Consider the following 12,888-nt stretch of genomic DNA (forward strand, 5'->3'; position numbering starts at 1 on the left):
GGGCCCTGCCCCGGCAAAACGCAGAAAGCAAAACGCCCCGGCAAGCGGGGCGTTTTTCATCGGGCGGCGGATCAGGCCGCGCGCATGGCCTGGTGCGTGTCGATCAGGTGTTGCACCACACCCGGATCGGCCAGGGTGGAGATATCACCCAGGGTGTCGTACTCGGCCGTGGCGATCTTGCGCAGGATGCGGCGCATGATCTTGCCCGAACGGGTCTTCGGCAGGCCGGGCGCCCACTGGATCACGTCCGGCGTGGCGATCGGGCCGATTTCCTTGCGCACCCAGGCGCGCAGTTCCTGGCGCAGTTGCTCGTTGGATTCCTCACCGGCATTCAGGGTGACGTAGACGTAGATGCCCTGCCCCTTGATGTCGTGCGGTACGCCAACCACCGCGGCCTCGGCCACTTTCGGGTGGGCAACCAGGGCGCTCTCGATCTCGGCGGTGCCCATGCGGTGGCCGGAGACGTTGAGCACGTCATCCACGCGGCCGGTGATCCAGTAGTAGCCGTCCTCGTCGCGACGGGCGCCGTCGCCGGTGAAGTACATGCCCTTGAAGGTCTTGAAGTAGGTGTCCACGTAGCGGTCGTGGTCGCCGTACAGGGTGCGTGCCTGGCCCGGCCAGGAATCGAGGATCACCAGGTTGCCCTCGGTGGCCCCTTCCAGGATGTTGCCCAGGTTGTCCACCAGCGCCGGCACCACGCCGAAGAACGGCTTGGCCGCGGAGCCCGGCTTCAGGCCATGGGCGCCCGGCAGCGGGGTCATCAGGCAGGCGCCGGTCTCGGTCTGCCACCAGGTGTCGACGATCGGGCAGCGCGACTGGCCGACGGTCTCGTAGTACCACTGCCAGGCTTCCGGGTTGATCGGCTCGCCGACCGAACCCAGCAGGCGCAGGCTGGAGCCGTCGGCGCCTTCGACCGCGGCCTTGCCCTCGGCCATCATGGCGCGGATGGCGGTCGGCGCGGTGTAGAGGATGTTGACCTTGTGCTTGTCGACGATCTTCTGCACGCGGGTGATGTCCGGGTAGTTCGGCACGCCCTCGAACAGCACGGTGGTCGCGCCGTTGGCCAGCGGGCCGTAGACCACGTAGGTGTGGCCGGTGACCCAGCCGATGTCGGCGGTGCACCAGAAGACTTCGCCGGGACGGTAGTCGAACACCCGCTCATGGGTCAGCGAGGCGTAGACCAGGTAGCCACCGGTGGTGTGCAGCACGCCCTTGGGTTTGCCGGTGGAGCCGGAGGTGTAGAGGATGAACAGCGGGTCCTCGGCGCCCATTTCCTTCGGCGCGCAGGTGGTGCCGGCGACCTTCATCAGGTCCTCGAACCACACGTCGCGGTGCTGGTTCCACTTGATCGGCGAGCCGGTGCGCTTGCAGACGATGATCTTCTGCACGCTGCGGGTTTCCGGGTTGGTCAGGGCGTCGTCGACGTTGGCCTTGAGCGGGGTCTTCTTGCCGCCACGCAGGCCTTCGTCGGCAGTGATCACCACCTTGGACTGGCAATCGATGATGCGTCCGGCCAGGGCTTCGGGGGAGAAGCCGCCGAACACCACGGAGTGGATCGCACCGATGCGGGCGCAGGCCAGCATGGCGACCACGGCTTCCGGGATCATCGGCATGTAGATGGTCACCACGTCGCCACGGTGCACGTCCTGGCCACGCAGGGCGTTGGCGAACTTGCAGACCTGCTCGTGCAGCTCGCGGTAGGTGATTTCCTTGTGCTCGGAAGGATCATCGCCTTCCCAGATGATGGCGAGCTGGTCGCCGCGCTCGACCAGGTGGCGGTCGAGGCAGTTGTAGGAGAGGTTCAGGGTGCCGTCGGCGAACCACTTGATGTCCACGTGGTGATCGTCGAAGGAGGTCTGCTTGACCTTGGTGAACGGCTTGATCCAGTCGATGCGCTGGGCCTGTTCGCGCCAGAAGCCGTCGGGGTTGACCACCGACTGCTGGTACAGCTTCTTGTAGGTGGCCTCGTCGGTCAGAGTGGTCGCGGCCACTTCGGGACGCACGGGGTACACGGATGCCGCTGTCATGGCGTTCTACCTCGGTGAAGAGTGTTGTTTTTGTTGCCATCAGTTGTAACGGCGACACCCTTCCCGGAACCATACGACCATGGTCTTACCAATCCTTAGTCGTAGTGATGGGCCCCATAAGCCGTTGTTTTGACAGCAGGCTCATGGGGCCGCGACAACCTGTCACATGCCCCCTGTCACATGCCCAGCGCGTGGGGCAGCGCCAGCGAGATGTAGGGCACGTAGGTCACCAGGATCAGGAACAGCAGCAGGATCATCAGCCACGGCAGCGCCGCGCGGATGGTCGCGCCCAGCGGCAGGCCGGTGACCGCCGAGGTGACGAACAGGTTAAGGCCCACCGGCGGGTGCACCAGGCCGATCTCCATGTTCACCACCATGACTATCCCCAGGTGGATCGGGTCGATCCCCAGGCGCATGGCGATGGGGAAGAAGATCGGCGCCAGGATCAGCACGATGGCCGACGGCTCCATGAAGCTGCCGGCCACCAGCAGCACGATGTTGACCATCAGCAGGAAGCCGATCGGCGTCAGGCCTTCCTGCATCACCCACTCGGTAATCTGCTGGGGAATCTGCTCGGTGGTCAGCACGTGGGCGAAGAGCATGGCGTTGGCGATGATGAACATCAGCATGATGCTCAGCCGCCCGGACTCCACCAGCACCTTGGGGCAATCGCGCAGACGCATGTCCTTGTAGACGAACAGCGCGACGAAGGCCGAGTAGACCGCCGCCACCGCCGCTGCCTCGGTGGGCGTGAACAGCCCGGAGTAGATGCCGCCGAGGATGATCACCAGCAACAGCAATCCCCAACCGGCGCGACGTGCAGCAGCCAGCCATTCGCGCAGGCTGGCGCGCGGTTGCGCCGGCAGCTTCTTCACCCGCGCGACGATGTAGATCACCACCATCAGGATCACGCCCAGCAGCAGGCCCGGTACCACGCCGGCAACGAACAGCTTGCCCACCGAGGTCTCGGTGGCGGCGGAGTACACCACCATCACAATCGACGGCGGAATCAGGATGCCCAGGGTGCCGGCGTTACAGATGATCCCGGCGCCGAATTCGCGCGGGTAGCCCGAGCGCACCATGCCGGCCACGGCAATCGAACCCACCGCCGCCACGGTCGCCGGCGAGGAGCCGGATAGCGCGGCGAACAGCATGCACGCCAGCACCGCGGCGATCGCCAGGCCGCCGCGGATGTGGCCGACGCAGGCATTGGCGAAGTCGATCAGCCGGCGCGCTACACCACCGGTGGTCATGAAGGCGCCGGAGAGCAGGAAGAACGGGATCGCCAGCAGCGTGTAGGCCTCGGAGGTCTCGAACAGCTTGATCGCCAGCGAGCGCACCGAGTCCGGGCTGAAGAACAGGATCGTCAGGGCGCCGGACAGGCCCAGGGAAATGGCGATGGGCACGCCGATGAACATGAAGAGGAACAGCAGCAGGAACAGGATCATCACGGTCATGGACGCATCTCCCCGGACTCTTCACCGGCCAGCTTGGTGGCTTCTGCTGCCTCGTCGGCCAGGCCCAGACCGAGCTGGCGGCCGCGCAGCAGGTTGATGAGGATCTCCAGGTAACGCAGGACCACCAGACCGAAGCCGATGGGCACGATCACTGCGATGTAGGCCTGGAGGATGCCGAAGTGGTCGAGGTCCTCGGCGCCGATGCCGGCGATGAACAGGGTCTTCACCCAGTCGAAGCTGGCGACCATGAACAGCCCGGCGTAGCCCAGGCAGCAGAGGCAGGCGAGCACGCCGATGCAGCGCTGCAGCGGCCGTGGCGCCAGCCGCACCAGCGCGTCCACCCCCAGGTGGCCGGCGGTGCGCACGCCGTAGGCGATGCCGAAGAAGATCAGCCAGCCGAACAGCGCCTTGGTCAGCGCGTTGCTCCAGGACATGTCCTGGGCGACGCCGAGGATCGCGTCGCCGATGGCGTAGAAGAAGCCCTGCAGCGACGGCAGGCGGTCGCCCAGGTCATAGAACAGGGTGAAGACGTTGGTCATCACCACGTAGACGAAGGTCACCAGCGTCATGGCCGCCAGCAGGAAGGCGATGGCGCCCTCCTCGAAGTGGTTCCAGACGCGCACGAGTCGGTTCATGGCAAAGGCTCCAGAAAGCCCCGCCATCCAGCGGGGCCGGACGGATCAATGGGGTCGGTTGGAGGCTTCGGCGGCCTGGAGGAAATCGGCGCCGACGTTGTCGCGGAATTTCTGCCACACCGGCTGCATTGCCTCGCGCCAGTCGGCACGTTGCTGAGCGGTGAGCGGATGGATCTCGCTGGTGCCGCTGGCGAGGATGCGCTGGCGCGCGTCGCGGTTCAGCCGCTCGGCCTCCTGGTTCACCTGCACGGTGACCTCGGCCATGATCTTTTCCAGCTCGGCGCGCAGGTCCGGCGGCAGGCCGTTCCAGAACTTCGCGTTGGTGATCACCATGTAGTCCACCAGCCCGTGGTTGGACTCGGTGAAGTACTTCTGCACCTCGTTGACCTTCTGGCTCTCGTAGTTCGACCAGGTGTTCTCGGTGCCATTCACCACGCCGGTCTGCAGGCCCTGGTAGACCTCGGCGAAGGACATCTTGCGAGAGATCGCGCGCAGCTCGCGGAACTGCTCGTTGAGCACATCAGAAGCCTGCACGCGGAACTTCAGCCCGCGCGCATCGCCTGGTTCCTGCAGCAGGCGGTTGGCCGACAGCTGCTTCATCCCGTTGTGCCAGTAGGCCAGGCCGAGGATGCCCTTGCCCTGCATGCTGGTCAGCAGGCTCTGGCCCTGCGGGCTGCGCTGGAAGTTGTCGACGGCGCTGATGTCGTCGAAGAGGAATGGCAGGTCGAAGATCTGCACCTTCTTGGTGTACTGCTCGAACTTGGCCAGGGACGGCGCGAGCATCTGCACGTCGCCCAGCAGCAGCGCTTCCATTTCCTTGCCGTCGCCGAACAGCGAGGAGTTCGGGTAGACCTCGACCCGCACCCGGCCCGGCAGGCGCTGTTCGGCCAGGCGCTTGAACATCAGCGCGCCCTGCCCCTTGGGCGTGTTTTCCGCGACCACGTGGGCGAACTTGATCACGATGGGTTCATTGATAGTCGGTTGACTGGCAGCCTGCGGTTCATCGGCAGCCTGACTGACAGAAGCGCAGGCCAACGCCAGGACGGCGAGCAACGCCCGCCCCATGGTTCTAAACATCGCGTCACCCTCAATTTGTTCTTGTGCTTGCGAGGTGAGCCTGGCGGCAGGCTCGCGAGGAGACTGACGCAAATGTCGGCGTTCGGAGAATTCGTCTTTTCCCAAAGCGGCGTTCGTCGCATCTGAACGCCGGGCACGAAAAAACGCACCCGGCCAAGGCCGGGTGCAGGTCAGTCAACGGAGTGTCAGCGCCTCCCGGAGGCGCAGGGAGCAGCGTCTCAGCCGGGCGCTCGCGTGCGGTGTTCGAGCATCATCCGCTCGTGCTCCTCGAGCATGCCGGGCACGCAGTCACGAAGGAATTCCACCCAGGTGCGGATCTTCGCGTCGAGGTACTGGCGCGAGGGATACAGCGCATAGACGTTGAGGTGGAACAGGCTGTAGTCGGGCAGCACGCGGACCAGGCTGCCATCCTTCAGGCCCTGCACGGCGGAGTACACCGGCAGCGCGCCGATGCCCATGCCGGCGCGCACCGCCTCGGTCATCGCATCGGCGGTGTTGACCTGGAAGTGCGTCTGGTTGATGCCGACCATCTCCTGGCCGGCGGGGCCATCGAACAGCCACTTGTCCAGCGACATCACCGAGTTCACCAGGCGCAGGCAGCGGTGCTCGGTCAGCTCGGCGAGCTGTTTCGGCATGCCATGCCGCGCCACGTACTCGGGCGAGGCGCAGAGCACGCTGTAGGTCTTGCCGATGCGCTTGGAGACGAAGCCCGAATCGGGCAGCTCCTGGGCGATGACCACGGAAATGTCGTAGCCCTCGTCGAGGATGTCGGTGATGCGGTTGGCCAGGGTCAGGTCGAAGGTGACCTCCGGGTAGATCTCGCAGTACTGCGAGATCGCGCGGATCAGGTAGTGCTGGCCGATGCCGGTCATCGCATGCACCTTCACCTTGCCGTGGGGCCGGGCGTGGGCGTCGCCGGCCTCGGCCTCGGCTTCCTCGATGTAGCCGAGTATCTGCTGGCAGCGCTGCAGGTAGCGCTGGCCGGCTTCGGTGAGGGCGATGCGGCGGGTGGTGCGGTGCAGCAGGCGGGTGCGCAGGTGCGCTTCGAGTTTGGCCACCGTCCGCGAGACGTACGCGGTGGTGAGGTCCATGCGCTGGGCGGCGGCGGTGAAGCTGCCGGTCTCGGCGACACAGACGAAAGCACGCATGTTGTGCAGCAGGTCCATCATTTCTCCGTAAGAGCCTGTCCACGCCACGGCGGGCGGCCTCTGCAACGCGGTTCGGGCGGGTAACGCCTTGTTACAGATTCATGACAGGCGGCGAATTGTCGCACAAGAGCCAGCCCACGATTATTGTACTTTCAGGTAACAATAATTCGCCCATCCGTCAGCTTATCCCGCCTCCCCCGCCCTCCTAGAATCGCCCTCCCCAACGCGGTCAACCGCGACACCCCAGGATTCGCCCCCGTGCTCCGCCTTACGTGCAACGTGCTGCCACTGCTTCGTTCCGCATTCGAACCACAAGGTCACCAGAACCCATCCCAGCCTGCCCACCGCCTGCCGAGATAAGCCCGATGAGCAGTCTGTCCGTGCGCCTGCCCAAGGCCGCCGCGGTGCGCTTCGCCCTGTCCGACTGGGCGCACACCGATGGCGTCACCTGGATGTTCATCCTCAAGACGCTGGTCACCGCTTTCACCGCCCTGTGGCTGGCCTACCGCCTGGAGCTGCCGCAGCCCAACACCGTGTTGGTGAGCGCCTTCATCGTGCTGCAACCGCAGAGCGGCCAGGTGCTGGCGAAGAGTTTCTACCGCATCCTCGGCACGCTGGCCGGGCTGACGGTGATGGTCACCTTCATTGCGCTGTTCGCCCAGGAGCGCGTGCTGTTCCTGCTCTGCGTGGCGATCTGGGTCGGCCTGTGCACCGCGGGTGCGGCGCGCTACCGGGATTTTCGCGCCTACGCCTGCCTGCTCGCCGGCTACACCGCGGTGATGATCGGCATTCCCGCCACGCTGCACCCCGAAGGCGCGTTCATGCAGGCGCTGTGGCGGGTGATCGAGATCAGCCTGGGGATTCTCTGCACCGGTGTGGTCAGCGCCGTGGTGCTGCCGCAGACCAGCACCGCCGCCCTGCGCAACGCGCTGAACACCCGCTTCGGTGACTTCGCCGGCCTGGCCAGCGCGGGCCTCGACGGCACGCTGGAGCGCGAGCGCTTCGAACAGTCCAGTGCGCGCCTCGCCGCCGAAGTGGTGGGTCTGGAGAGCCTGCGCAACGTCACCGCCTTCGAAGACCCGCACATGCGTTTGCGCAGCGGCCGTCTGGCGCGCCTGAACAGCGAGTTCATGCAGCTGACCACGCGCTTCCATGCCCTGCAGCGCCTGCTCGACCGCCTGCGCGAGCGCCAGGCCAGCAATGTACTGGAAGTGCTGATGCCGTGCCTGATCGACGTCAGCGAACTGCTCGCCAGCTGGCACGGCCGGCCACTGAGCGAAGCGGACGCCGAGCGCCTGAGCGTGCAGCTGGAGCTGTGCAAGCACCACCTGATGCCGCGCATCCGCGAAGCTCGCGCCAGCCTCGGCCACACCTGCCCGCGCGAGGCCGACCAGTTGGATTTCGAGACCGCCGCCGAGCTGCTCTACCGCTTCGCCGACGACCTGCACAACTACGCCCAGACCCACGCCTCGCTGGCCGCGCACAAGCACGAGCGCGAGCAGTGGAAGGAGCGCTTCACGCCCAAGGCCAACGCCCTGGCCGCCGCCGTCGCGGGCTTCCGTTGCGCACTGCTGGTGCTGGTCGGCGGGGTGTTCTGGATCGCCACCTCGTGGCTCAGCGGCGCTACCTTCGCGCTGACTTCGGTGCTGATCGCCGCGCTCTCATCCGCCTCGCCCAACCCCAAGCGCCTGTCGCTACAGCTGACCCTGGGCACGCTGCTGGGCGCCACGCTCGGTTTCATCCTGACCTTCCGCGTGCTGCCGCACATCGACGGCTTCCCGCTGCTGTGCTTTGTGCTTTCGCCGGTGTTCGCCCTCGGCGCCTTCCTGATCACCCGGCCGCAATGGAGCGGCTACGGCGTCGGCCTGCTGGTGTGGTTCTGCATCGCCTCGCTGCCGGCCAACGTGGCGCGCTATGACGCCTACACCTTCATCAACGAGTACCTGGCGATGTTGCTGTCGATGGGCATGGCGGTGGTCGCGGCGATCGTTATCCTGCCGCCGAACCGGCCGTGGCTGTGGGAGCGCCTGGAAGCCGAGTTGCGCCTGCGCGTGGTGCGGGTGATCAGTGATCCGCTGAAGGGCCTGTCATCGAATTTCGAAAGCGGCACCCGCGACCTGCTGAACCAGGCCTACGGGTTATCCACCGGCCGCCCGGACGTGCAGCGCCGGCTGCTGCGCTGGACCTTCCAGGTGCAGGAGATCGGCCTGTCGATCATCGAGCTGCGCCGCGAGCAGGAGGCCCTGCCGAAGGAGCCCTGGTACGCCGAGCGCATGCCCTGGCGTCGGGCGATCCGCGCGCTGGGCCGGGCGCTGATCCGGTTGTTCATCCAGCCCAGCGAGAGCAACCGCCAGCGCGCCCTGGCGGCGGTAGAACACGCCATCCATGCGACGCGCTCCACCGATGACCGCCGTCCGCCGCACTTCGATTCCTCGCCGCTGCGGCGGGTGTGCAGCTACCTGCACTTCATCCGCACTTCGCTGCTCGATCCGCAATCGCCGCTGCGCGATTGAGCTCTGCTGCTTCGGCAGGTTCGCGAGCAAGCTCGCTCCTACAGTTGCGGCGTGTGCCGGAGTGCTTTTCGTAGGAGCGAGCTTGCTCGCGAACCGCACGGCACAGACTTCCAATTCTGCGTAGGAGCGGACTCCGTCCGCGATGATCTCCGGCGCGCCGCGGACCTATCGCGGACGCAGTCCGCTCCTACGACAGCCCATGCATCGCGAATCCGCACTCGCCTGCGACCGCCCGCCGCAACAACACCCCTGCAACCCGCATCATTCCTGGATTGTTGCCTCTGAGTACGAAGTCTTGTTGGCTCCTGGATATATGACTCAGGTCAGGCAAATCCTATTATTTCCGTGCTGTTACAGCGCGCGCCGCAACACCAAACCAGACCCGAAATTCATTTCCCCAACGCTTCCCGATGCAGCCATCCGCTGAACGTCACGGACCCGTCACGTCCGGACACCGGGAACAAGGCAGGTAAATTCATGAAAGCTGTAGTCATCCTGGCCATGCTGGGCTTCTCTTCGCTCGCCCTCGCCGAGCAGGTGAACGCCGCCGACCAGGCGCCAAGCGCGGCCGTGGAGCAGTACACCTACGACATGAAACTGGACGTCGCCCACGTGGTTTCGACCACCGACGTATCCAACGAATGCGGCATCGTGCCGGCACGCATGACCTACGACGACTCCAACGGTCAGCGCCACACCGTCGAATACCAGGTGTGGGGCAACGGCTGCTCCGGCGGCTAAGCGTCTTGCGCAGTTGCGCCGGGGCCCACGCAGCCCCGGTGCAAATGCCAACCCGCTCTACGGCTGCAGGGCCGCCTTCGCGATATTGCGACTGTGCGCACCGAAGTGCCGGATCAACTGCAGAATCTGCTCATCCAACGCTTCATCGTGGCGGAACGCCTGCGGTGAATTCCCCGCGCTGAAATCCCCCGCCGGCACCTTCTCGTTGTCCAGCCAGTGACCGATCGCCGCGTCGAACGCCGCCGCATGGGCATGGGACTCGCTGGCCACCACCTCGCGCAGATACTCCGTGGAATACGGTGGATAACTGCCATCGCTGCTCACATCGGCATAGGCCGCCAGCAACGGCGACTGCCCGCCCAGGCGCAGCGTCTCGCGCAGCCAGTCCACCTGATACCGCTCAACACCCGTATGCCGGTCCGCCACGCGCTGGATCGCTGCCTGCTTGTCGGCATCGAAACCGGCCATGGACTTGCCCGCCGTCCACAGCATGCTGGCGGTGGTCTCCCCCGGCAGCGGCGTCGAATGATAGGGCTGGGTCATGTCCTGGATGTAGTGCATCGCCCAGCCGAGGAAACGGTAGCCCCAGTACGGATGGCCTTTCTCGAAGGCGAAGCGCGCCAGGCCGTAGAACTGATACGCGCGCCATTCCGGCCAGTTGCGTTCCAGGTACGGCGCGCCGGTGAAGATGATCGCATCCTCGTGGTAGAAGCCCATGTGGAACGGCGCCTGGGAGCTGAACTCGTAGCGCGGGTCGCCGAACGGCTGGGGGCCGAAGCCATAGCGCTGGCCGGCCTGGCCGGGGTTGTCGCTGAACAGGTTGATGTCGTGGCCGAAGTCCGGCTCGTCGGCGGCGCTGGCCAGCACGTCGATGGCGGGAATCTTCTCGCCGGCCTGCAGCTGCACGAAGCGCCACTGGTTCCAGCCCGACAGGTTGCGGAACACCAGCACCTCCGCCGGCTGCAAGGTGGAATGATTGGGCAGCTCGCCACCGGGCGGCGGCTGCACGGCGGTGGCCAGCTTGATCTCCGGGTTCAGGCGCAGCGCCATGAGGAAGGCCTGGCGCAGGTCGTCGCGGCCGTCCTCGGTCAGGCGCAGGTCGTCCGGGCGCGGCGGGTACTGGCGGAAGTGTTCGCGGGCGTAGGCTTCCTGTTCGTCGAGCAGCTGCACCAGGCCGGCGCGCTGCTGGCTGATGAAGCTTTCCAGCGGCTCCACCTCGACCTCCGGCGCCTGGGCAACCGCGGGTAATTGCTGCAGGGCGATGTAGCTGCCCAGGGTGTGATTGGACCAGGCCCAGAGGCTTTGCGGCAGGGCCAGCAGCCCCGCCAGCAGGCAGGTGGAAAGACGCTTCATCGGCTTTTCGCTCTTATTTGCCAGTGCAGTTATTTGCCAGCGTAATGCGGAAAATTCCGACGCAGCCTAACAATCCGCAGCCATGCCGGCACTGTCGAAGCTTGCCACGATAAGTCACCGATAACGCCATGGCTGACCATCATCAATGGCACGAACCGCCCCAGCCACTACACTTGCCCGGCATGGAAAGGCACCGGTTACGCGCGCGTGCCGGCCACTCGCAATAAGGGTTTCCCCATGCTGCAGTCCGTTTCACCCAAGCAGGACCTTCCCCTCCAGCCCGATCCAGCCGAATCCCGCAGCGGCGTCCTCGCCCCCTTCAGCATCGCCGCGTTCCGCATCATCTGGATCTGCAACCTGTTCGCCAACCTGGGCACCTGGGCGCAGTCGGTGGCCGCCGCCTGGGTAGTCACCGAGGCCCATGCGAGCCCCTTGATGGTGGCGATGATCCAGGTCGCCTCGGCGCTGCCGCTGGTGCTGCTGTCGATCATGTCCGGCGTGCTGGCCGACAACCACGACCGCCGCAAGATCATGCTGGTGGGCCTGACCGTGGAGCTCTCCGGTGCCGCCCTGGTGACGGCGCTGGCGTTCATGGGCTACCTGGACCCGATCATGCTGATCGTGTCGATCCTCTGGCTGTCCCTGGGCAGCTCGATCACCATCCCCGCCTGGCAGGCAGCGGTGAACGAACAGGTGCCGCCACGCATGCTCGGCGACGCGGTGCTGCTCAACAGCGTCAACTACAACGTCGCCCGCGCCGTCGGCCCGGCCATCGGAGGCCTGCTGCTGTCGGCCACCGGCGCCTCCTGGGTGTTCCTGTTCAACTGCATCTGCTACGCCGCGCTGATCTGGGCGATCTGGCAATGGCGCCGCGACGTGCCCAAGCGCACCCTGCCGCCGGAGCACATCTTCGAAGGCGTGATTGCCGCGCTGCGCTTCACCCAGTATTCCAGCGTCACCCGCCTGGTGATGCTGCGCTCGGCGGTGTTCGGCCTCTCGGCCAGCGCCATCTGGGCCCTCCTGCCATTGCTGGCGCACCGCAATCCGGACGGCAGCGCTTCCGTGTACGGCTACATGCTCGGCGCCCTGGGCCTGGGCGCCATCGTCGCCAGCACCGTGGTGAGCAAGGCGCGGCAGTGGCTGGGCAGCAGCCGGCTGATCAGCTTCGCCGCCGCCACGCTCGCGGTGGTCATGCTCATCCTCGGCTGGATCGACAACCTCTGGGTGATCTTCCCCGCGCTGGTGCTGGGCGGCGCCTGCTGGATCGCCGCGGTCGCCACCTACAACTCCGCCGTGCAGATTCTCGTGCCGGACTGGGTCAAGGCCCGCGCCCTGGCGCTGTACCAGACCGCAATCTACGGCGGGCTGGCGGCGGGCTCGTTCCTCTGGGGTCACTTCGCCGAGACCATGGGCGTGCAGGGCGCGCTGATCGCTGCCGGTTGCCTGCTGCTGGTTTCCGTGGCGCTGCTGTACAACTCGCGGCTGCCGGAACTGAACTCCGCCAGCATCGCCCGCGCGCCGGGTGGCATGCCGGGGCAACCGACCTTCGTCTTCAACCCTGAGCGCGGCTCGGTGCTGGTGTCCATCGAGTACCGCATTCCCGCCGAGCGCACCCGCGACTTCGTCCGCGCCGCCAAGCCGCTGCGTCGCCTGCGCCTGCGCAACGGCGCGGAGCGCTGGGCGCTGTACCGCGACGTGAGCAACCCGGAGGTCTGGCAGGAGCTGTTCCTGGTGGACAACTGGATCGGCCACCTGCGCATGCTCGACCGCCTGACCATCGAGGACAAGACCATCATCGACAACGTCACCAGCCTGCACGTGGGCGACGCGCCGCCGGTGATCCGCCACGGGGTGAGCTACGAGTCGGGCAGCTACGAAGCGCCGCCGGAGACCCTGGGCTAGCGGCGCACGAACAAAAACGCCTCCCGGTCAGGGGA

General features: G+C 66.1%; 9 protein-coding genes. 3 read left to right on the plus strand and 6 right to left on the minus strand.

Annotated features, from left to right (window positions below; translation table 11 throughout):
• Positions 1-71: 71 nt before the first annotated feature.
• The 5 genes from acs to HNP46_RS13015 form a co-directional block, all read right to left on the minus strand.
• Entirely contained in the window at positions 72-2,027 is a 1,956-nt protein-coding gene (acs, locus tag HNP46_RS12995) for an acetate--CoA ligase (protein ID WP_184589465.1), read from the minus strand.
• Between the two features lie 176 nt (positions 2,028-2,203).
• Complete coding sequence (gene dctM, locus HNP46_RS13000) at positions 2,204-3,484, minus strand: C4-dicarboxylate TRAP transporter large permease protein DctM (RefSeq protein ID WP_184589467.1); 1,281 nt, start codon at positions 3,482-3,484, stop codon at positions 2,204-2,206.
• Positions 3,481-4,119: a TRAP transporter small permease gene (locus HNP46_RS13005; RefSeq protein WP_184589469.1), complete on the minus strand. Its 639-nt coding sequence runs from the start codon at positions 4,117-4,119 to the stop codon at positions 3,481-3,483. Before HNP46_RS13005 ends, dctM begins: the two co-directional genes overlap by 4 nt.
• A gap of 45 nt (positions 4,120-4,164) precedes the next feature.
• Entirely contained in the window at positions 4,165-5,196 is a 1,032-nt protein-coding gene (locus HNP46_RS13010) for a TRAP transporter substrate-binding protein (RefSeq protein ID WP_184589470.1), read from the minus strand.
• Between the two features lie 218 nt (positions 5,197-5,414).
• Entirely contained in the window at positions 5,415-6,362 is a 948-nt protein-coding gene (locus HNP46_RS13015) for a LysR family transcriptional regulator (protein ID WP_184589472.1), read from the minus strand.
• Between the two features lie 347 nt (positions 6,363-6,709).
• Here HNP46_RS13015 and HNP46_RS13020 point away from each other — a divergent pair, with 347 nt between their 5' ends.
• Together HNP46_RS13020 and HNP46_RS13025 are read left to right on the plus strand one after the other, a co-directional pair.
• Positions 6,710-8,857 carry an FUSC family protein gene (locus HNP46_RS13020; protein ID WP_184589474.1) on the plus strand — a complete coding sequence of 716 codons (2,148 nt, stop codon included), beginning with the start codon at positions 6,710-6,712 and terminating at the stop codon, positions 8,855-8,857.
• 477 nt (positions 8,858-9,334) lie between these two features.
• The gene (locus HNP46_RS13025; RefSeq protein ID WP_184589476.1) at positions 9,335-9,598 is read left to right on the plus strand and encodes a DUF2790 domain-containing protein; all 264 of its coding nucleotides are present in this window, start codon (positions 9,335-9,337) and stop codon (positions 9,596-9,598) included.
• Between the two features lie 57 nt (positions 9,599-9,655).
• Here the strand turns inward: HNP46_RS13025 and HNP46_RS13030 are convergent, their stop codons facing one another.
• Positions 9,656-10,951, minus strand: coding sequence for a phospholipase (locus tag HNP46_RS13030; protein WP_184589478.1), 1,296 nt, complete (start codon positions 10,949-10,951; stop codon positions 9,656-9,658).
• Between the two features lie 237 nt (positions 10,952-11,188).
• On the opposite strand from HNP46_RS13030, the gene HNP46_RS13035 reads away from it, so the two are divergent.
• The gene (locus HNP46_RS13035; protein WP_184589480.1) at positions 11,189-12,853 is read left to right on the plus strand and encodes an MFS transporter; all 1,665 of its coding nucleotides are present in this window, start codon (positions 11,189-11,191) and stop codon (positions 12,851-12,853) included.
• Positions 12,854-12,888: the final 35 nt, after the last annotated feature.

Origin of the sequence: Pseudomonas nitroreducens (genome assembly GCF_014204515.1) — a bacterium.
Lineage (GTDB): Bacteria > Pseudomonadota > Gammaproteobacteria > Pseudomonadales > Pseudomonadaceae > Pseudomonas > Pseudomonas nitritireducens_A.

Coding starts and splice junctions, on each gene's coding strand:
- HNP46_RS13010 (WP_184589470.1), bottom strand. CDS start 5,196: ATGTTTAGAACCATGGGGCGGGCGTTGCTCGCCGTCCTGGCGTTGGCC.
- HNP46_RS13030 (WP_184589478.1), bottom strand. CDS start 10,951: ATGAAGCGTCTTTCCACCTGCCTGCTGGCGGGGCTGCTGGCCCTGCCG.
- HNP46_RS13020 (WP_184589474.1), top strand. CDS start 6,710: ATGAGCAGTCTGTCCGTGCGCCTGCCCAAGGCCGCCGCGGTGCGCTTC.
- HNP46_RS13005 (WP_184589469.1), bottom strand. CDS start 4,119: ATGAACCGACTCGTGCGCGTCTGGAACCACTTCGAGGAGGGCGCCATC.
- acs (WP_184589465.1), bottom strand. CDS start 2,027: ATGACAGCGGCATCCGTGTACCCCGTGCGTCCCGAAGTGGCCGCGACC.
- HNP46_RS13015 (WP_184589472.1), bottom strand. CDS start 6,362: ATGGACCTGCTGCACAACATGCGTGCTTTCGTCTGTGTCGCCGAGACC.
- HNP46_RS13035 (WP_184589480.1), top strand. CDS start 11,189: ATGCTGCAGTCCGTTTCACCCAAGCAGGACCTTCCCCTCCAGCCCGAT.
- HNP46_RS13025 (WP_184589476.1), top strand. CDS start 9,335: ATGAAAGCTGTAGTCATCCTGGCCATGCTGGGCTTCTCTTCGCTCGCC.
- dctM (WP_184589467.1), bottom strand. CDS start 3,484: ATGACCGTGATGATCCTGTTCCTGCTGCTGTTCCTCTTCATGTTCATC.